The organism is Frankia sp. R43 (genome assembly GCF_001306465.1).
GTDB classification, from domain to species: domain Bacteria; phylum Actinomycetota; class Actinomycetes; order Frankiales; family Frankiaceae; genus Parafrankia; species Parafrankia irregularis.
The window spans coordinates 56,703-75,654 of sequence record NZ_LFCW01000002.1 but is presented as its reverse complement, the minus strand read 5'-3'; the positions used below and the strand labels follow the sequence as shown (position 1 = coordinate 75,654).

The 18,952-nt window shown below is 72.5% G+C and carries 15 protein-coding genes and 1 riboswitch; of the genes, 5 read left to right on the top strand and 10 right to left on the bottom strand.

From position 1 onward, the window contains the following. Positions 1–61: 61 nt before the first annotated feature. From ACG83_RS07950 to ACG83_RS07935, 4 genes are all read right to left on the bottom strand, one after another. Complete coding sequence (locus ACG83_RS07950; protein WP_054566475.1) at positions 62–1,771, bottom strand: DNA polymerase ligase N-terminal domain-containing protein; 1,710 nt, start codon at positions 1,769–1,771, stop codon at positions 62–64. Between the two features lie 246 nt (positions 1,772–2,017). Continuing rightward, the gene (gene metH, locus ACG83_RS07945) at positions 2,018–5,737 is read right to left on the bottom strand and encodes a methionine synthase (protein WP_152991364.1); all 3,720 of its coding nucleotides are present in this window, start codon (positions 5,735–5,737) and stop codon (positions 2,018–2,020) included. 118 nt (positions 5,738–5,855) lie between these two features. After that, positions 5,856–5,947, bottom strand: a riboswitch (S-adenosyl-L-homocysteine riboswitch). Between the two features lie 238 nt (positions 5,948–6,185). After that, positions 6,186–6,950: an alpha/beta fold hydrolase gene (locus tag ACG83_RS07940; protein WP_054566474.1), complete on the bottom strand. Its 765-nt coding sequence runs from the start codon at positions 6,948–6,950 to the stop codon at positions 6,186–6,188. Between the two features lie 575 nt (positions 6,951–7,525). Beyond that, on the bottom strand, positions 7,526–7,882 hold the full coding sequence (locus ACG83_RS07935) for a VOC family protein (RefSeq protein WP_083473201.1): 357 nt from the start codon (positions 7,880–7,882) through the stop codon (positions 7,526–7,528). A 199-nt stretch (positions 7,883–8,081) separates the two neighbouring features. Between ACG83_RS07935 and ACG83_RS07930 the strand changes: the two genes are divergently transcribed. Continuing rightward, the gene (locus ACG83_RS07930) at positions 8,082–9,215 is read left to right on the top strand and encodes a YafY family protein (RefSeq protein WP_235497784.1); all 1,134 of its coding nucleotides are present in this window, start codon (positions 8,082–8,084) and stop codon (positions 9,213–9,215) included. Here the strand turns inward: ACG83_RS07930 and ACG83_RS07925 are convergent. The 3 genes from ACG83_RS07925 to ACG83_RS07915 are packed head-to-tail and all read right to left on the bottom strand — an operon-like array spanning position 9,129 to position 10,998. Further along, on the bottom strand, positions 9,129–9,380 hold the full coding sequence (locus ACG83_RS07925) for a Txe/YoeB family addiction module toxin (protein ID WP_054565553.1): 252 nt from the start codon (positions 9,378–9,380) through the stop codon (positions 9,129–9,131). The two genes, ACG83_RS07930 and ACG83_RS07925, sit on opposite strands and share 87 nt — an antisense overlap. Continuing rightward, on the bottom strand, positions 9,380–9,625 hold the full coding sequence (locus tag ACG83_RS07920; RefSeq protein ID WP_054565552.1) for a type II toxin-antitoxin system Phd/YefM family antitoxin: 246 nt from the start codon (positions 9,623–9,625) through the stop codon (positions 9,380–9,382). Before ACG83_RS07920 ends, ACG83_RS07925 begins: the two co-directional genes overlap by 1 nt. Positions 9,626–9,684: 59 nt before the next feature. Then, a complete protein-coding gene (locus tag ACG83_RS07915) occupies positions 9,685–10,998 on the bottom strand; it encodes a DUF2252 domain-containing protein (RefSeq protein ID WP_054565551.1) in 1,314 nt (437 codons plus the stop codon). Between the two features lie 225 nt (positions 10,999–11,223). On the opposite strand from ACG83_RS07915, the gene ACG83_RS07910 reads away from it, so the two are divergent. Then, positions 11,224–11,589 (top strand): nuclear transport factor 2 family protein, encoded by a 366-nt coding sequence (locus tag ACG83_RS07910; RefSeq protein ID WP_054565550.1) that lies wholly within the window; start codon positions 11,224–11,226, stop codon positions 11,587–11,589. A gap of 71 nt (positions 11,590–11,660) precedes the next feature. Here the strand turns inward: ACG83_RS07910 and ACG83_RS07905 are convergent, their stop codons facing one another. After that, entirely contained in the window at positions 11,661–12,548 is an 888-nt protein-coding gene (locus ACG83_RS07905) for a L,D-transpeptidase family protein (protein WP_054565549.1), read from the bottom strand. 172 nt (positions 12,549–12,720) lie between these two features. Here ACG83_RS07905 and ACG83_RS07900 point away from each other — a divergent pair, with 172 nt between their 5' ends. After that, entirely contained in the window at positions 12,721–13,371 is a 651-nt protein-coding gene (locus ACG83_RS07900; protein ID WP_054565548.1) for a DoxX family membrane protein, read from the top strand. A 104-nt stretch (positions 13,372–13,475) separates the two neighbouring features. Here the strand turns inward: ACG83_RS07900 and ACG83_RS07895 are convergent, their stop codons facing one another. Further along, a complete protein-coding gene (locus ACG83_RS07895; RefSeq protein ID WP_054565547.1) occupies positions 13,476–14,150 on the bottom strand; it encodes an alpha/beta fold hydrolase in 675 nt (224 codons plus the stop codon). Between the two features lie 388 nt (positions 14,151–14,538). On the opposite strand from ACG83_RS07895, the gene ACG83_RS07890 reads away from it, so the two are divergent. Both ACG83_RS07890 and ACG83_RS07885 read left to right on the top strand, forming a co-directional pair. Then, complete coding sequence (locus ACG83_RS07890; RefSeq protein ID WP_054565546.1) at positions 14,539–15,009, top strand: MarR family winged helix-turn-helix transcriptional regulator; 471 nt, start codon at positions 14,539–14,541, stop codon at positions 15,007–15,009. 5 nt (positions 15,010–15,014) lie between these two features. Continuing rightward, a complete protein-coding gene (locus ACG83_RS07885) occupies positions 15,015–16,868 on the top strand; it encodes an MFS transporter (protein WP_054565545.1) in 1,854 nt (617 codons plus the stop codon). A 14-nt stretch (positions 16,869–16,882) separates the two neighbouring features. Here the strand turns inward: ACG83_RS07885 and ACG83_RS07880 are convergent, their stop codons facing one another. After that, positions 16,883–18,862 carry a DUF6461 domain-containing protein gene (locus ACG83_RS07880; RefSeq protein ID WP_054565544.1) on the bottom strand — a complete coding sequence of 660 codons (1,980 nt, stop codon included), beginning with the start codon at positions 18,860–18,862 and terminating at the stop codon, positions 16,883–16,885. Positions 18,863–18,952 lie beyond the last annotated feature (90 nt).

Genomic DNA, 18,952 nt, shown 5'->3' with positions numbered 1-18,952 from the left:
CTGAGGTTCCGGTGCAGCCGCCTGTGCCTGTGCCTGGGTCTGCGTGCTTGGTCTGCGTGAATCAGGCCACCGGTGGCAGCGGCTGACCGCCGTCGAGCACGACGCGGAAGGGGTCGCCGCGCTCGGCGAGACGAGCCAGTACCGTGCGGATCGTGAAGCTGTCGGGGCGAAGCGTCGGGTCGTCGAGCTCGTCCCAGTCGATCGGCGCCGACACCGGCGCACCCGCGGCGGCGCGCGGGCTGTACGGGGCGACCAGCGTCTTGTTCCGCGCGTTCTGCGTGTAGTCGAGCCGGGCACGCCCGGCCCGCTCGCGCACCTCCCACTTCCAGCTCACCAGCTCGGGGACGACGGCGCCGACCGCCCGGGAGAGCCGCTCGACCCAGTCCCGGGTCTGCTCGAAGCCCGGCCCGGGCGCGACGGGAACCCAGATCTGCAGGCCCCGGCGTCCGGTGACCTTGACCCCGGCCCGCACGGCGAGGTGCGCGAGCGCTGTGCGGTGCAGCCGGGCCAGCACCAGGACGTCCTCCCAGGCTGTGCCCGTCCCCGGGTCCAGGTCGATGAGCGCGTAGGACGGCTGCTCCGCGGCGGTCACCGGCGCCGTCCAGGCGTGCCATTCCAGCGCCCCGAAGTTGGCCGCCCAGACCAGCGTCGCCGGTGAGTCCACGACCAGGTGCTCGGTGGTCCGGCCGGCGGTGGCCCCGGGGGGATGCCAGCGGGTGACCCAGTCGGGCGCGTGCGCCGGGACCTGCTTGTGCCAGAAACCGGGAGCCTGCGCCCCGCTCGGGAAACGGTGCATGTTCAGAGCCCGGCCGGTGAGGTACGGCAGCACGGTCGGCGCGATCAGGGCCGCGTAGCGCACGAGATCCCGTTTGGTGGCCGCAGGCCGTTCCGTTCCCGCCGGGAACAGCACCTTGTCGAGATTGGTGAGGCGCAGCGGCCGGCCGAAGACCTCCCAGACACCGTTCGCCCCCAGCTCGTCGAGCGCCCGCAGCTCGTCGTCCCCCGGGGGGCGCACCGCGGGCGCCGCCGCACCGGACCCGGCGCCGCCCGCTGTCCCTGAACCATCCGTCGCGTCGGTGGCGGCGTAGGCGTCGGTGGCGGTGCCGTCGGTGGTGGTGCCGTCGGTGGTGGTGATGGTGGCGTCGGCGGCGCGTCCGGGCGCGGGTGCGCGGGTCCGCTCGGTGGCCTGCGCCGTGGATGCACCGGACCGCCAGATCCGGTCGGGCACGGCGCGGACCTCGTCATTGGTACGACCGCTGAGCACCGACCGCGGGTGCTGCTCCGGGTTCCAGCCGGGCACCGCCTGTGCGTCCCGCTTGTGCAGCAGCAGCCACCGCGGCTCCTGCTGACGGATCAGCACGAGCCGGCCCCGCAGCTTCCGCCCGAACACATCCGCGTGCAGTTCCCCCGCGGCGACCGCCGCGACCGGATCATCCGTCCCGTGCGGGACCCAGCTGCCGATGTCCCACACGATCACATCGCCGGAGCCGTACTGCCCGGCCGGGATCACCCCTTCGAAGTCCAGGTACTCGACGGGATGGTCCTCGACGTGCACGGCCATCCGCCGCACCGCGGGATCGAGGGTCGGGCCGCGGGGCACCGCCCAGCTGGCAAGCACCCCGCCCATCTCGAACCGCAGGTCGTAGTGCAGTTTGCGGGCACGGTGCCGCTGCACGACGAAGCGTGCCGCGCCGGCAGGACCGGAGCCCGCACCGTCGCCAGCGGGCTCCGGGGTGGCCTGGAAGTCCCGCCTGCGCCGGTAGCGTCCCAGCCGATCGGGCGCCTGTTCCGCGGACTCCGTCCGCTCCTGCGGCTCCGGTGCGTCGGAGCGCCCCGGTCGCCGGGATCCGCCGGACCGCTCGTTCGGTCCGGACGACCTGCCCACCTGGCGCCTCCCGCCCGGAGGGGCCCGGCGCGGGCCGCCCCCGGCACCCGGACCACCCCGCCACCGCGGATCCCACACCATGGCAGCGGCCAGGCGCAACGACCCGCGGCAGCGCGGTGCGACGACCGACTACTACTGCGGGTCGTAGGCGAGGTTGGGGCGCAGCCACTTCTCGACCTCGGCGATGCTCATGCCGCGCCGGGTGGCGTAGTCCTCGACCTGGTCGCGGCCGATGCGCCCGACGGTGAAGTAGCGCGCCGCCGGGTTCGCGAAGATGATGCCGCTGACGGCGGAGGCGGGGGTCATCGCGAACGACTCGGTCAGCCCCATGCCGACCTGGTCCGCGCCGACCAGGTCGAACAGTGGCCGCTTCTCGCTGTGGTCCGGGCTCGCCGGGTAGCCGAACGCGGGCCGGATGCCGCGGAACCGCTCGGCGTGCAGGTCCTCCAGCGCGGGCTCGGAGCCCGGCTCGAACCAGGCCCGCCGGGCCTCGAGGTGGACGTACTCGGCGAAGGCCTCCGCCAGCCGGTCGGCCAGCGCCTTCACCATGATCGACCGGTAGTCGTCCTGGCGGGCCTCGTACTCGGCGGCAAGCTGGTCGGCGCCGTGGATGGCCACCGCGAACGCGCCGAGGTGGTCGCCGGCCGGGGCCACGTAGTCGGCGAGGCTGCGGTTGGGCCGACCGGCCGGCTTGGCGGTCTGCTGGCGCAGCATCGCCAGCCGCAGCCGGCCGTCGGTGGCCGAGACGGTCGGCTCGACCGTGGCGGTGGTGCCGGACGCGCCAGTGCCCGACATGCCTGCGCCGGCCGCGGCGACGTCGACGATGATGTCGTCGCCGTCGGCGACGGCCGGCCAGAAGCCGTACACGCCCTCGGCCCGCAGGCTGCCGTCCGCGATGATCTGGTCGAGCAGGGCGTTCCCGTCGTCGTACAGCTCGCGGGCGACCGGCTGCTCCAGGATCGCCGGGTACTTGCCCTTGACCTCCCAGGCGAGGAAGAAGAACTGCCAGTCGATCATCGCGCGCAGCTCGGCGAGCCCCGGGCGCACGACCCGCAGCCCGGTGAACGCGGGCACGGGCAGGTCGTCGAACGAGACCTGCTCACGGTTCGCCCGGGCCTGGGCCAGGGTGAGCAGCGGCTGCTGCTGGCGCCGCTCGTGCGCCTCACGCAGCTCCTGCTGCTCGGCGCGGTTGCGGATGGCGAGCTCGGCGGCCCGGTCGTCGTCCAGCAGGTCGGAGACCACACCGACGACCCGGGAGGCGTCCAGCACGTGGACGGTCGTGCCGTCGTAGGCGGGCGCGATGCGCACCGCGGTGTGCTGGCGGGACGTGGTCGCACCGCCGATCAGCAGCGGCAGCTTCAGCCCGCGGCGCTGCATCTCGGCGGCCACCGCGACCATCTCGTCCAGCGACGGGGTGATCAGCCCGGACAGGCCGATCGCGTCGGCGCCCTCGGCCACCGCCGTGTCGAGGATGACCTTCGCCGGGACCATCACGCCCAGGTCGATGACCTCGTAGTTGTTGCAGCCCAGCACCACGCCGACGATGTTCTTGCCGATGTCGTGGACGTCGCCCTTGACGGTCGCCATCACCACCCGGCCGTTGCCGCGGCGGCCCGCGTCGGCGTCCACGGAACCGCCGGCGGCGAGCAGCGCCTGCTTCTCCGCCTCCATGAACGGCTCCAGGTAGGCGACGGAGCGCTTCATCACCCGGGCGGACTTGACCACCTGCGGCAGGAACATCTTGCCGGAGCCGAACAGGTCACCGACGATCTTCATCCCGTCCATCAGCGGGCCCTCGATCACGTCGAGGGGGCGGGCCGCCGCCGCGCGGGCCTCCTCCGTGTCGGCCTCGATGAAGTCGACGATGCCGTGCACCAGCGCGTGCGAGAGCCGCTGCGCGACCGGCGCCTCGCGCCAGGACAGGTCCACGACCCGCTTCGTGCCGCTGCCGCTCACCGTCTCGGCGAACGCGACGAGGCGGTCGGTGGCGTCGTCGCGGCGGTCGAACAGGACGTCCTCGACCAGCTCCAGCAGGTCGGCGGGGATGTCCGCGTACACCGCGAGCTGGCCGGCGTTGACGATGCCCATGTCGAGCCCGGCGCGCACGGCGTGCAGCAGGAACGCCGAGTGCATCGCCTCGCGGACGACGTCGTTGCCGCGGAAGGAGAACGACAGGTTCGAGATGCCGCCGGAGATGCGCACCCCGGGGCAGCGCTGCTTGATCTGCGGCAGCGCGTCGATGAACGCCTTGGCGTAGCCGTTGTGCTCGGCGATGCCGGTGGCCACCGCGAGCACGTTCGGGTCGAAGATGATGTCCGTCGCCGGGAAGCCGACCTTCTGCGTGAGCAGGTCGTAGGCGCGGGCGCAGATCGCGACCTTGCGCTCGGTGGTGTCGGCCTGGCCCTGCTCGTCGAAGGCCATCACGACCACGCCGGCGCCGAAGTCGCGGATGCGCCGCGCCTGCGCCAGGAAGGGCTCCTCGCCCTCCTTGAGGCTGATCGAGTTGACGACGCCCTTGCCCTGCACGCAGCGCAGCCCCGCCTCGAGCACGCTCCAGCGCGAGCTGTCGATCATGATGGGAAGGCGGGCGGCCTCGGGCTCCGTCGCCAGCAGGTTCAGGAACGTGGTCATCGCCCGCTCGCTGTCGAGCAGGTCGGCGTCCATGTTGACGTCCAGCAGGTTCGCCCCGCCGCGCACCTGCTCCAGCGCCACGTCGATCGCGGCCTGGTAGTCGTCGGCCTCGATCAGCCGGCGGAACCGCGCCGAACCGGTCACGTTGGTCCGCTCGCCGATCATGACGAAGCCGGTGTCCGGGCCGATCTCGAACGGCTCCAGGCCGCTGAACCGGGTTGTCGCCGGCAGCTCCGGCAGCGCGCGCGGCGCGGTGCCCCGCACCGACTCGGCGATCCGCGCGATGTGCGCGGGCGTCGTTCCGCAGCAGCCGCCGACCACGTTGACCAGGCCCTCGGCGGCGAACCCGCCGATGAGCCGGCCCGCCTCCTCCGGGGTCTGGTCGTAGCCGCCGAACGCGTTCGGCAGGCCGGCGTTCGGGTGGCAGGCGGTGAACGTGCCGGCGAGGCGGGCCAGGTCGGCGACGTGCGGGCGCATCTCCTCGGCGCCGAGCGAGCAGTTCACCCCGACGACCAGCGGCTCGGCGTGCGCGATCGAGCTCCAGAACGCCTCGACGGTCTGCCCGGACAGCGTCCGCCCGCTCATGTCGACGATCGTCACGGAGATCCACAGCGGCAGCTGCGGGGCGACCTCGCGGGCCGCCGCGATCGCCGCCTTCGCGTTCAGCGTGTCGAAGATCGTCTCGATGAGGAGCAGGTCGACGCCGCCCTCGGCCAGCGCCGCGATCTGCTCGGCGTAGGAGGCCTTCACCTGATCGAAGGTCACCGCCCGGTAGGCCGGGTCCTCCACCCGCGGCGACAGCGACAGGGTGACGTTCAGCGGCCCGATCGACCCGGCGACGAACCGCCGGGTACCGGACATCTGCGCCGCCTCGTCGGCGGCCTGGCGGGCCAGCCGCGCACCCTGCACGTTCATCTCCCGCACCAGCGACTCCAGGCCGTAGTCGGCCTGCCCGATGCTGGTGGCGGTGAACGTGTTCGTGGTCGTGATGTCCGCGCCCGCGGCCAGGTACTGCCGGTGCACGTCGAGGATGACGTCCGGCCGGGTCAGGTTCAGCAGGTCCGGGTCACCGGTGACGTCCTTCGGATGGTCCGTGAACCGCTCGGTGCGGTAGTCGGCGGGGGTGAGGCCGGCGTTCTGCAGCATCGTGCCCCAGGCCCCGTCGAGGACGGCGACCCGCTGCCCGAGCAGCTCCCGCAGTGCCCGCTCACTCGCGGTGATGGCACCCGCGCCGGGTGCACCGGGTGTGCCGGAGGGGCCGGTACCGGGGGAATCCGCGCTGGCACCGCTCACCAGGTTGTCGAGGGTTCCGGACACCGCCAAGACACACACCTCCCTGTGGGGGGAGGCGCCCTTACGGAGAGGTTCCAGCCGAGCGTGGCGGACCTTGGCCCGTTGCGGAACCCGTCCGTTGCAGCGCCCCTCGACCTGACACAAGACCCTACACGGTGCCCTTTGGGGCCTGCGGAACCTGGCTGACGGCGGCCACATCGGCACATACCGGCCCCAGGCCGGCGGACCTCGCCGTGGTGGGAGGGCAGGCTGCGAGGGCAGCCGGGGGTGGTGTCAGCGGTCCGCTGGCCCGGTGGCGAAGTGCGCGGTCAGCCGAAGTGCGCGGTCAGCCGAAGTGCGCGGTCAGCCGAAGTGCGCGGTCAGCCGAAGTGCGCGGTCAGCCGAAGTGCGCGGTCAGCAGAGCGCGCAGGGCTCGGCGGTCGCTCCACATCGGCGCGGTCGCCGGGAAGACGTGCGTCCGGGCGTGCGGGAGGGCAGCCGCGACCTCGCCCACGACCTCGATGCGGTGGATGAGATCGCCGTCCTGCCCGACGACCAGCGCCCGCGCGCCCACCCGGGCCAGCGCCGCGCGGTCGGCGAGCGGGGCGTTCCCCGGCAGCTCCGTCGGCGGCGAGCATGCCGTCAGCATCAGCGCGTAGGCGCGCAGGTACACGTCGAAGCCCCGCACTCCGTGCAGCTGCGAGGTCATGGAGGTGGCGATCTCGGCGCGCAGCTCGTCCTCGTCACCGCCGTGCCGGGCGAGGTGGATCCGCCGGAAGATCTCCAGGACGTCCGGCGGGATCGGTTCGTCCAGCGCCGGTGGAAGCAGCAGCGCCAGCGTCGTGAACAGTCCCGGCTCCCGGGCGGCCAGCGCCAGCAGCGCGCCCGCCCCCATGCTCTGCCCGAGGGCGGCCGTCGCCCCGAACTCGGCGGCGACAGCGGCCAGCTCGTCGGCGAGCTCCGGGTACGTCCAGCCGTTGGGTCGCGGTGACGAGCCGCCGTAGCCGCGGAAGTTGACGACGACCTTCGTCCCGGGCAGGCCCAGCGCGGTCGGCAGCATGACCCGCGCCGACGCACCCCAGGCATGCGCGACCAGGACCACGGGCTCCCCATCCCCGACCACGATGACCTCGTTGGACGCACCGCCGACGCCGACCGTCACCGTGCGCGCCGCCGAAGCCCGAGCCGCCCCGGCCCGTGGTCCCGCTGCCTGTACCGACACCCACATCCCCCGCATCCGCTCCGAGCGCCGCCGCGGCATCCCGGCCCGATTCCCGACCCGACCCGACCGTTTCATCGTGGACGTTAGCCGTTCGCGCGGGCGCGGAGGCTCCGATCGAGTCCGGCCCGGGCCTGACGAGGCCATGGCGCACGGGGCACGCGGCACGGGAAACAGGGGCCCGGGAAACACGGGGGGCACGGCGCATGGGAAACAAAGGAAAGGGCGGGCGATCTTCGTCGTTCCGGAGTGCGTCGCGAGATCCCCGAGGAGTGGCGGGAGCCCAGGCCACCGAAACCTGACCTTGTGGTCCGTGCCCACCCGCCGCCCGCCGACCGCCCGGGGATCCCGCGTCACGGCGCTGCGCGCGCAATTCACACCAATATCGACAAAGGGAACGCGGAGTCGCTTGATAAGCCGCAAGAAGGGAGGATTTCGGTTGCTGTCGCAGCCGTAGTCCTCCCTTCTTGCTCGGGAGCAGCGGCCTCGGTCGGCGGCAGTGGCGGTGGGGCTCGGGGTCAGGCCGAAGGCGCCGGGGGGCAGAGGCAGAACGGGTGACCGACCGGGTCGAGCAGCACCCGCCAGCGGTCCCCGCCCGGCTGGAACTCGGCCTGCGTCGCGCCGAGCTTCTCGGCCAGCTCAAGCGAGGCCGCCAGATCCGTGACCCGGAAGTCGAGATGGAACTGCTGCGGGGCGGACTGGTCCGGCCAGCGGGGCGGCTGGTAGCCCTCCACCCGCTGGAACCCGAACATGATCTCGGTACCCGGAGGTGTCAGATACGCCCAGGCACCCGCTTCGTCAGCACCGCCCACACCCCAGCCGGTCAACTCGCCGTAGAACTCCGCCAGGGCTTTCGCGTCGGGGCAGTCCAGCATCAGCCCGAGCCAGCTCACGCCCGTGCTCGTCGCTTTTGTTCCCACCGGTCCAGTCGCTTCGCTCACTGGTCCACCTCTGCTCGTCTCTGCTCAACGGTGTCGGAACGCGCCGGTGCCACTACCAGGAGCACCGCCGCCGTCCCATCCTGACGGCGATATCTGACTTCCTCTGTCAGGTATCGCGGCGGATGATGGGCCGGTGCGCGCAGATCGCCTGCTCTCGGTCCTGCTCCTGCTGCAGGCACGGGGGCGGCTGACGGCCCGGGAGATCGCCGACGAGCTGGCGGTGTCGGTCCGCACCGTCTACCGGGATGTGGAGTCGCTGGCCGGGGCCGGTATCCCGGTGGTGGCCGAGCGCGGGTCGACGGGCGGCTACCGGCTGCTGGGCGGCTATCGCACCAGCCTGACGGGCCTGACCGCGGGCGAGTCGGACTCGCTGCCGCTGGCCGGGCTCCCCGCCGCGGCCGAGGCGCTCGGCTTCGGCCCGGGCGCGGCCGCCGTCGAACGCAAACTGCTCGCCGCGCTCCCGTCCGGTAACCGGCAGCGGGCCCAGCACGCCCGACGACTGTTCCACCTCGACGCGCCGGGCTGGTTCCGGGACGTCGAACCCGTGCCGCACCTGGCCGAGGTGGCCGGGGCGGTCTGGGAGTGCCGCCCGCTGCGGCTCACCTACCTGCGCTGGCGCTCCCCCCAGGAGGTGGTGCGGGACGTGGAGCCGCTCGGCGTTGTCCTCAAGAGCGGTACCTGGTACCTGGTCGCCGCGACGGCGACGGCGACGGCGACGGCGACGGCAGCCAAGGCCGGTGCCGGTGCCGCCGCCGGGGATGCCGTCCGGGTCTACCGGGTCGGGAAGATCCACCACCTGGAGACGCTGCCGGGCACGTTCCCGCGTCCGGACGATTTCGATCTGGCTGCATTCTGGGCCGGGTGGACGGCTCGTTACGAGGCGGATGTCTACCGGGCGACGGCCACCGTGCGGTTCTCCCCGGAAGGCCTGCGGATGGCGCCTTTCCGGCTCGCACCCGCCGTGATGAGGGCCCTGCGGAGCACGGCGCAGACGCCGGACGCGGACGGATGGGTCCGCGCGCGGCTGCCGATCGAGTCGATCCGGCACGCCCGTGGAGACCTGCTCGTTCTCGGCGCCGAGGTGGAGGTCCTGGAGCCACCGGAGTTGCGCGAGGCGATGACCATGGCCGCGGCGGCCCTCACGGCCCTCTACGCCCGCCCGGCGAGAGAGGGAGAAGGATCAGTAGCGGTAGCGGACCTGGATGATGATCAGGTCGTCACCGCGCACCTGGTAGACCAGACGGTGCTCGTCTGTGATCCGTCGTGACCAGAAGCCTGACAGGTTCTGCGTCAGCGGCTCCGGCTTGCCGATGCCGATCGCCGGGTCGCGCGCGGACTCCTCGATCAGGCGATTGATGCGGCGCAGCATCTTCCGGTCGTCCGCCCACGATGTGTAGTCGTCCCAGGCCTGGGACGTGAAAACGACCCGCATCAGTCCCGTAGCTCGTGTTCCTCCACGGCACCGGCCGCCGCCTCGGCGATGCTGGCGGCCAGGCGTGCGGCGTTGGCGGGTGAGCGCTGCAGGTAGGCGGTCTCCTGCATGGACCGGAACTGCTGCTCGGACACCAGGAAGGCCGTGCCGTGCCTGGAGACGATCTCAACCGGCTCCTGGTCCGCGTTGACCTGCTCGATCAGTGGGAACAGGCGCTTGCGGGCCTCGCTGGCGGTGACAGCCATGGCAACTCCCAGGACCTAGTGGTACAGGAAACGGTACCACTAGGTCCTGGGGTGCAGGCTCAGTCGACGTCGATGAGCTGGCCGTTGCGGAACATGTCGACGAACAGGGCGTGGTCGCGGTGGACCTGGGCTCCGTAGTCGTGGGCGAACTCGACCATGGCGAGGGTGAACCCCTTCGGGTCCGCCGAGATCGCCTCGTGGATGGCGTCCTCGGTGGAGAAGCTCACCAGGTCGTGGTCGCTCTCGTCGTCGGCGACCGCGTGCATCCGGGCGGTCGACCGGCCGAGGTCGGCGACCAGGCCCAGCATCTCGTCGCGCTCGTTGACCTCGGACCAGTCGAGGTCCTGGGCGTACGGGGAGACCTCGGCGACGAGCTGACCGATCCCGTCCAGCTCGGAGTAGCCCAGCCAGGAGTCGCTGTCGGCCTGCAGCGCCCGCTGTGACACCGCGGTGCGGTGCCCCTGGTGGTGGAAGTAGCCGGCGATCCGCTCGTCGGGGACGAACCTGCTTACCGCCGGGCTCTGTGCCTGCTTCATGTACAGCACGACGTCGTTGTCCAGTGCCTCGGTGTGCCCCTCGACGAGGATGCTGTAGGACGGCAGCCCGGCACTGCCGATACCCACACCGCGCCGCAGCACGACATCCTTCACCGTCAGCTCCACCGGGCGGGTGCGCCGGCCCGGCGGCACCGTCGCCAGGTAGCGGTCGAAGGCGGCGATGACCTTCGCGCGGGTCTCGTCATCCACCGCGCTGACGCCGTCGACGTGGGCGAAACGGCGGTCGTAGTTCTCGACCACGGTCAGCTCGTCGAGCAGGGCGACCCGGGTGGCGCGCCGCGCGGTCTGCAGGAAGGCGTGCACCACACCCTCGGTGGACGTCCGGGTCAGCAGGTCGGCCGACGAGCCGCCCTCGGCGAGGGCGCGGATCTTCTCCTGGTAGGCGCCGACGCACGCCTCGACCAGGTCGGTGATGACGGCGTCGCTGAGCGCCTTCGCCCGGCCGAGCAGGGCGAGGCTCGCCACCAGGCGGCGCAGGTCCCAGGTGAACGGCCCGACGTACGCCTCGTCGAAGTCGTTGACGTTGAACACGAGCACGCCGTTGCTGCTCATGTAGGTGCCGAAGTTCTCCGCATGCAGATCACCGTGAATCCAGACCCGGCTCGTCCGCTCGTTCAGGAACGGGTCGTCCAGGCCGTTGATATCGGTGTAGAACAGCGCGGCCGAACCCCGGTAGAAGGCGAACGGCGAGGCCGCCATCTTCCGGAACTTGCGGCGGAAGGCACCGGGCTCCGCGGCCATCAGCTCACCGAAGGCCGCCCCGAACACGTCCCCGATCACCTGGGCACGGTCGGCACCGGCAGCGGACGTCGTCATTCGCTGTGGCTCCTTCTCACCTGATCGCGTCATCGCGTCGTCGCACGACTTCCGGCGTGGGCCGCGCGTGGTGGCCGCGCGTCGCCCGTCCCAGCATGCCAGCGCCCGCCGGCACGTGCGCTGGCCCAGGGCCCGCCATGACCCGCGCCCCACACGACACCTCCGCCGAGATCGCCGGACGCGGACCGCGGACCGCCGCGGTGCGAAACAGGGGAGACTGCCGGCATGCCGTGGACGGAGAAGAGCGCAGTCGAGTTCGCCGAGCACCACATCGCGGTCTGGAACACGCATGATGTCGACCGGATCCTCGCCCTGTACAGCGCGGACGTCGAATTCGTCTCCCCGCTCGCCGAGAAGCTCGTCGGCAGCAACCTGGTGCGGGGCCGGGGCGAGGCACGCACCTATTTCGAGACCGCCCTCGCCGCGAACCCCGGCCTGCGGTTCGAGATCGTCGACGTCATGCGTGGCCTCGACAGCATCCTGATCTACATGCGGGGCGTCGGTGGCCGGCTCGTCGCCGACGTCCTGTTCGTCGACGCCGACGGCCTGATCACCAAGGTCGTCGCCCACTACACCTGCCTGCCCACCTGAGCGGCGGGCCTGTCCACCTGAGCGGCAGGTCGCTCGACCACGCACCGGCTGCCCCTCGCCGCCTCGGGCCGTCAGTAGACCAGGACGGTGGTGCCGATCTCGGCGTTGCCCGATGACCACAGCCAGTCCATCGCGGCGTTGGTCACCCGGACACAGCCGTGCGAGGCGGCCCGGGCCGGAACCGAGGCGTACCCGTGGATGGCGATGCCGTCGGCGTGGAAGTACTTCGGCCGGTAGAGGTCGCCGAGGCTGCCGTGGTCGACCCCGTTGACCTGGCGGAACATCCGCCAGGTGCCGGGAGGTGTGTCGGCCAGGTACTGGACGCCGTCGTGGTAGTAGATCTGCTCGGTGCCGGTCGAGGTGTTGAGCGTGGTCTCGACGTGGCCGTCCCGCACGATCTTCAGCAGCTGCCGGCCCTTGTCGACCTCCAGGACGAAGCCCTGCGTGCTGCGTGCGTCCGGCCGCACGCCGCGGGCGATCGCGGCTCGGGTCGCCGGCCCGACGAGCCCGTCCAGCCCGATGCCGGCGGTCTTCTGCACGGCGAGCACCGCCTGCTGGGTGAGCAGGCCGAACGTGCCGTCCGGGGTGCCCAGCCAGTAGCCGGCCGCCATCAGCTGCCGCTGCAGCTCCAGGATCTCCGGGCCGGTCGCGCCGGGCCGCAGGATCGGCGGGCCGGTCGGCGTCGCCGTCGCTGTCCCGGACGACGTCGCCGCCGGGGATGTCGCTGCTGTGGATGTCGCCGCCGGGGCCGAGGACGTCGGGGATGTCGCCGCCGCGGTCGTTGGCGCGGGCGGAGTGTCCGCCGGGGAGGCCGGGCCGCTCGGAGTCGTCGCCGACGAGGGCGCCGACGGCGCGGGGCCGGAGGCGGCCGGGCCATCTGATCCGCAGGCCCCCACCAGCACCAGCCCCACCAGCATCGGCGGGATGGTCAACCATCGGGTGACACGGGATCTGCACATGGCAGACATGTCGCTGATTTATTCACAGACGGGCTTCCGCGGCAGCCGAACAGCCAGGTGGCGCTCGTCCCACCGGGTGTGCCACGCGGTGCGGTGGTACCGCCCCGGTCCCGGGGCAACATCCCAGTGACCGGAGCATCGCCATGTGTGCCTGAAGAATCGAGGTCTCGACATGAAGCTTCTCGAGCGGCACCGGACGCCTCACCATCCGCCACCTGCCACGGCGGCCCGGCCTGCCACCCCGGCCCGACCCCCCCCCCCGGCCCCGGCCGCTTTCCCGGCTCGGTCGGCGACCCCGGCCGCAACCCTCGGGGCCCGCCGCGTCTCGCGGCCCGCGGCCGTGTCCGCCGCCGACCTCGGGCTGCTGCTCCTGCGGTTGACCTTCGGCCTGCTGCTTGCCGGGCACGGCGCACAGAAGCTCTTCGGCCTGTTCGGCGGCGAGGGGCTCAGCGCGACCGGCAGAGGGTTCGCCCAGCTCGGCTACCACCCCGGCACGTTCTTCGCCGGAATGGCCGGTGCGGGCGAGCTCCTCGGTGGTCTCGGCCTGGCCGCGGGCCTGCTGACCCCATTGGCGGCGGCGGCCGTGATCGGTGTGATGATCAATGCGATGATCGTGACCGTGCCGCACGGGCTGTGGGAAACCAACGGCGGCATGGAGTATCCGCTGTGCATCGCGGTGGTCGCGACCGCGGTGGCGGCGATCGGCGCGGGGCGGCTCGCGCTCGACCGCTTCTTCCGTCGGCGCGACGGTGGGCTGCCCGAGATGGCGTTCGCCGTCGGCCTCGGAGGCCTCGGCGCCGCCATCGTCCTGGCGGTCAGCTGACGCCGCGCCGCCTCTTCGCGCCGGTGTGGCCAGCGGTCGGAAGCCGGCGCGTCGGCTTCCTCCGCCTCCTCCGCGTCCTCGGCGGCGCCACCCGGCGTCCGGACTCAGACGCCCAGGAAGTCGAAGACGGCGCTCATCGCCCGGGGGTGGGCCTGCACGGAGTAGTGGTCGGCGCCGTCGATGGTCCGTCCGGTGGCCTTCGGGAACAGGGCGGCGAACTCGTCCGGGGAGCCGGCGGTGTCCCGCTCGCCGATGACGACCAGCACCTCGCAGGCGACCGTGGCCAGGCCGGCGGCGGTCAGCGGTGCGGTCGGCCGGCGGGCGAACGCGAGCACGGCGTCGATGTCGTTGCCGGCGCGGCGGGCGAGCCCCTTGATCACCCGGGCCAGGACGTCGGTGCCGTCCGAGGCGTCCGGGGTGAAGGCACGGCCCTGCTCGGGACGGAACTCCAGCATGCGCGGGCCGAGCCCGATCAGGGCGAGCCGGTTGAAGGACGCGAGCCCCCGCACCGCCGACTCCAGCAGCAGGTGCGCACCGGCGGAGAAGCCGACCGCGTCGACGGGGCCGCGCCCGGCGAAGGCCTCGGCGATCTCGGCGGCGGCGTCCGCGTAGGACTCCGGGTCGGTGTCCCGGCGGGAGGTGCCGTGCCCCGGGAGGTCGACGAGGAGGACCTCGCGGCCGGCCTCCTGCAGCATGTCGATCCAGCCGGCGCCGCGCCAGCCGTGCTCGCTCGACGAGCCGAGGCCGTGGACCAGGACGACCGGTGGGTTGTCAGACATGCTTCGCACCGTATGCCGATGCTGCTGGCAGGCGCTCCCGATCCATCCCGATCGGCACAGGTGCACCCGCACGGCCACCCATCGAGGATCTCGCACCGCCGCGCAGCGGCTTAAAAGGGATAAAAGGGGCGCAGGGCCGCTTGGTGGCCCGCAAGAGTGAACGATTCTGGTCGTCGCAACGACCAGAATCGTTCACTCTTGCGACTCGTCAAACCGGGCTACCGAGCCGCCGAGCCGCCGAGCCGCCGGGCCGCCGGGCCGCCGGGCGCTCGGAGGTCCGGCGGCGTTCGTGGAGTGCGCCGGAGGCAACATCAACCCCGGCGACGTCCCGACGGACTGCTGAGGTTCACTGCTGGTCAGCTAGAACTTATAAGTTCATACTGGCAATATGGCTGACGGCGACAGATCGGGTTCCGGTGCGGACGCTGCCGCGGCCGAGGTGCTCCAGACCGCCTCCGAGCTCCGGCTGAGCCTCAGCCTGCTGGTGCGCAGGCTGCGGATCACGCGGCCACCCGGCGAGCTGACGGCGGGGGAGACGGCGGCTCTCGTCCGGCTGGAGCGTGGCGGGCCGGCGACGGCCGCGGCACTCGCGAAGCAGGAGGCGATCAGCCCACAGTCGATGGGAGCGATCCTGAGCGGTCTGGAGGTGCGCGGCCTCATCGAGCGGCGGCCCGATCCGGGTGACGGGCGGCGGGTCATCCTGTCGCTGGCGGATGCCGGTCGCGACGCGCTGCTGGAGCGGCGCAACGCTCGCATCGAGCAGCTCGCGCGGGCGCTCACCGACGGTTTCAGTGACGCCGAGCTGGCCTGCCTGAAAGCCGCGGCGCCCCTGCTGGAGCGACTGGCTCACGCCCTGTGAGGGCGATGGCGGCCGCCAGTGCTCCGGTCGACTCCCGGTACAAGTGGGTCGTCCTGGCGAACACCACCGCGGCGGTGTTCATGGCCGCGCTGGACGGGTCGATCATCCTCATCGCGCTGCCGCCGATCTTCCTGGGTATCGACCTGGACCCGCTCGCCCCGGGCAACGTCAGCTACCTGCTCTGGATGATCATGGGCTACCGGCTGGTGCAGGCGGTGCTCGTGGTGCCGCTGGGCCGGCTCGGCGACATGTTCGGCCGGGTCAGGATCTACAACGCCGGCTTCGTGGTCTTCACCGTCGCCTCCATCCTGCTGTCCTTCGACCCGCTGCGCGGGGGGTCGGCGGCGATGTGGCTGATCGGCTGGCGGGTGCTGCAGGCGGTCGGCGGCTCCATGCTGGCGGCGAACTCGGCGGCGATCCTCACCGACGTCTTCCCCGCCGACCAGCGCGGCCTCGCGCTCGGCATCAACCAGGTCGCGGCGATCGCCGGGCAGTTCATCGGCCTGGTCGCCGGCGGCGTCCTCGCCGTCTGGGACTGGCGGGCCGTCTTCTGGGTGAACGTTCCCGTCGGGGTCTTCGGCACCATCTGGGCCTACCTCAAGCTGCGGGAGCCGGCCCGCCGGGAACAGCCGGAGCGGGCGCCGTTCGACTGGTGGGGCAACATCACCTTCGCCGTCGGCCTCGGCGCGATCCTGGTCGCCGTGACCGAGGGGCTGCAGCCCTACCGCGGGCACACCATGGGCTGGACGAAACCCACGGTGCTCGCGATGCTGATCGGCGGCACCGCGCTGCTCGTCGCGTTCGTCGTGATCGAGAGACGGTTCACCGCGCCGATGTTCGAGCTCGCGCTGTTCCGGCTGCGGGCGTTCACCGCGGGCAACATCGCCGGGCTCGCGGTGTCGATCGCCCGCGGCGGCCTGCAGTTCGTCCTGATCATCTGGCTGCAGGGCATCTGGCTGCCGCTGCACGGCTACGACTTCGAGGACACGCCGTTGTGGGCCGGCATCTACCTGCTCCCGCTGACAGCGGGAATCCTCGTCGCCGGCCCGCTGTCGGGCTTCCTGTCCGACCGTTTCGGGGCCCGGGGGCTGTCGACGTCCGGTGCGCTGGTGACCGTCGGCGGCTACGTCGGCCTGATGCTGCTGCCGGTCGACTTCACCTACTGGACGTTCGCCCTGCTGATCGCCACCATCGGCGTCGGTTCGGGGATGTTCGCCGCGCCGAACTCGGCGTCCATCATGAGCAGCGTCCCGGCAGCCGTGCGGGGCGTCGGCTCGGGCATGCGCACGACGTTCCAGAACGCCGGCAGCGCGCTGTCGATCGGTGTCTTCTTCTCCCTGATGATCGCCGGGCTCGCGGGCAGCCTGCCCGGTGCCTTCTCCTCGGGGCTGAGCGCCGAGGGGGTGCCCGCGGACGTCGCGCAGCAGGTCGGTGCGCTGCCGCCGGTCGCGTCGCTGTTCGCCGCCGTGCTCGGTCTGAATCCGGTGGAGCATCTGCTGGCCGGAACCGGCTCGCTGGACCTGCTCGCTCCCGAGCACCAGGCGACGATCACCGGGCGGGAGTTCTTCCCGCACCTGATCTCCGCCCCGTTCCAGGACGGCCTGGTGGTCGTGTTCGGCGTGTCCGCGGCGCTCGGGCTGATCGCCGCGGTGGCGTCGGTGCTGCGCGGCGCCCATCAGCCCCAGCCGGGCGCCCATCAGCCCCAGCCCGGCGCGCTCGCCACCGCGGGCCCGCAACCGGTCGGCCCGCCGCGGGTCGGTGGGACCGCGGCTCAGGTCGAGTCGCCGGTGCCCGGCCCCAGCCCAGCGGTTGAGGACGACCTTCCGCTGGTGCCGAGACCGGCACCGGACGACGACTGAGCCGCTCTGAAGGGTCAGGGCTGGTTGATCAGATAGGCCACGTCGTTGTCGATCATCTGCTGCACCTGCTCCGGGCGGATCTCGTGGCCGGTGAACCGTTCCACGACGACGAGCCCCTTGGCGACCCGGTCGGTCGCTCCGGTCAGGTCGAGGTCGCGCAGGAGCGGGAGGACGACGTCGGGAACGGCGTCCGGGCCGGGCTCGAACGCGGCCAGCACCTCGCCGCCCTGAGCCAGTGACAGCCGGGTTAGCGCGTTGATGTTCCAGAACATGCTCGCGGCCAGGCCCTGGCGGGACACCGAGGACAGCACCGCGTGCCGCGAGCCCTGCAGGCCGTTCGCCTCCACGGCGAGCACCGCGCGCTCGGCGCCCGCGAGCGGAAGGACCAGCAGGTACGGGTCGGTGCGCCCCTCGGCGCGCAGCCGCGCCAGCGAGCACGGGGCGTCGGGGTCGGCGTCGAAGTAGCGCACGACATCCTGCGGCGTCGCTCCGACGACCACGGTGAACGTGGCGGCCTCGCGGAACTCGCTGCGCCGGCGTACCCACCGGTACCTGGTCTCCGGCTGGGAGGTGACCGGCGGGAGCTCCTCGCCGCGCAGCCGGTGGCCCAACTGGTCACCGCGCTGGTGGACGACCTCCGGCGCGGCGGGTGCGCCCCACAGCGCCAGCTCGTACGTCTCGTCCTCGCCGGCACCGTCCCGGCCGCGGGCGCAGACGCGCAGGCGGTAGTCCCCGGGCCAGGGCGGTGTCTGGTGGAACAGGGAACGCGCGTCCGGCGGTGCCGCCGCCCGGCTGGTCACGGCCCCCACCACCGACGCGGCGCCGGCGCCGGCCGTCCAGCTGACCTCGACGATCTCGTCCCACGCGGCGGCCTCGGCGGGCGTGGGCGTCCCGGGCGGCGCGGCCAGCACCCGCAGGGACACGTTCACCCGGCCCGTGCCCACACCGGTGCGCACGCGGGCCCCTCCGGCGACGACGTCCACGAGCCCGTTGCGGTGGAAGTCCGGCGCCGGCCGCGCGCGGCCCGCGTCCTCCACGGCGGCCTTGGCCGCGGGCTCGGCTGCGGGCTCGACGATGTCCTCGACGAGGCCGAAGGTGTGGCCCTCGACGTGCACGCAGCCGATCACCTGGCGGGGCAGCCGGTAGTCCGCGCGCCTGCGCATGAGCAGCGCCGCCGGGTAGGCGTCCGGCATGGGACGTCCCCGCAGCACCAGCACGGCGCAGCCGACCGCGGTGCCGACGACGACCGGGGCCTCGGCACCCAGCGACGGCGGGGCCAGCTCGCGCAGGACGGCGGTGGCGACGGCCACCGCGAGCGCGAGGTGGGCGGCACCGTGGCGGGCGGCGAGGGTCGCCTCGTCGGCGGGCCCGTCGGCCGCCTCGTCGCCGGCCAGCCCGACCCCCTCGTCGTCGTCGCGGGCGCTGTCGCGGGCGACGCCGAACCGGTCGCCCGCGCAGCCCGCGGTGTCGTCGACGTCGAACACGCGGTCGTCCACGACCAGCAGTGGGGCGATCTCCGGATGGTCGAGCAGGCGGTGCAGGTAGGAATGGATGAGCGCACAGGCACCGGGGCTGATCCGGTCGAGCTGCGCGACGGCAGTGACCGCCTCGGGCTCGTCCGCGGGAGTCAGTGCCCGGGTGGCCGCCGCGGTTGCGGGCCGTGGTGGGGCACCCGCCAGCGCCGCGGTCAGGCCGCGCGGGGCGTGCAGCGGAATCTCGTCGACCACCAGCTCAAGGGCACCGAGCAGGCGTTCGGGCAGGCGTGGTCCGACCGAGCGCAGCGCGGTGAGAACCGGGGCTCCGGGGCGGTCCGTGGGCCGCTCCGCCGCGCCGATCCGACCGAGCTCGGCCGCGGGCGTGGGCGGAATCCGTGCCACCAGCTGGGGAAAAACCTCCGCGATGACGTTCGCGAGCGGATCCAGGAGGTCCGCCGGGAGCTCGACGGTGGGCTCGGGCAGGGAAATCTGACGGCTTTCCAGGTCCGGTCGAAACACTCACGAAACTTTACTGGCGACCGTCTCATTTCGGCGCGATCCGTACTTCCTGAGCGTGACGATCCGGCAACACACATTCGTGCCGATGTT

What these genes read in the sequence shown, in the direction of transcription:
- ACG83_RS07920 (WP_054565552.1), bottom strand. Translation starts at nt 9,625, where the DNA reads ATGGCTGTCACCGCCAGCGAGGCCCGCAAGCGCCTGTTCCCACTGATC.
- ACG83_RS07935 (WP_083473201.1), bottom strand. Translation starts at nt 7,882, where the DNA reads ATGCTGGACTGCCCCGACGCGAAAGCCCTGGCGGAGTTCTACGGCGAG.
- ACG83_RS07910 (WP_054565550.1), top strand. Translation starts at nt 11,224, where the DNA reads ATGCCGTGGACGGAGAAGAGCGCAGTCGAGTTCGCCGAGCACCACATC.
- ACG83_RS07900 (WP_054565548.1), top strand. Translation starts at nt 12,721, where the DNA reads ATGAAGCTTCTCGAGCGGCACCGGACGCCTCACCATCCGCCACCTGCC.
- ACG83_RS07905 (WP_054565549.1), bottom strand. Translation starts at nt 12,548, where the DNA reads ATGTGCAGATCCCGTGTCACCCGATGGTTGACCATCCCGCCGATGCTG.
- ACG83_RS07925 (WP_054565553.1), bottom strand. Translation starts at nt 9,380, where the DNA reads ATGCGGGTCGTTTTCACGTCCCAGGCCTGGGACGACTACACATCGTGG.
- ACG83_RS07915 (WP_054565551.1), bottom strand. Translation starts at nt 10,998, where the DNA reads ATGACGACGTCCGCTGCCGGTGCCGACCGTGCCCAGGTGATCGGGGAC.
- ACG83_RS07895 (WP_054565547.1), bottom strand. Translation starts at nt 14,150, where the DNA reads ATGTCTGACAACCCACCGGTCGTCCTGGTCCACGGCCTCGGCTCGTCG.
- ACG83_RS07890 (WP_054565546.1), top strand. Translation starts at nt 14,539, where the DNA reads ATGGCTGACGGCGACAGATCGGGTTCCGGTGCGGACGCTGCCGCGGCC.
- ACG83_RS07885 (WP_054565545.1), top strand. Translation starts at nt 15,015, where the DNA reads ATGGCGGCCGCCAGTGCTCCGGTCGACTCCCGGTACAAGTGGGTCGTC.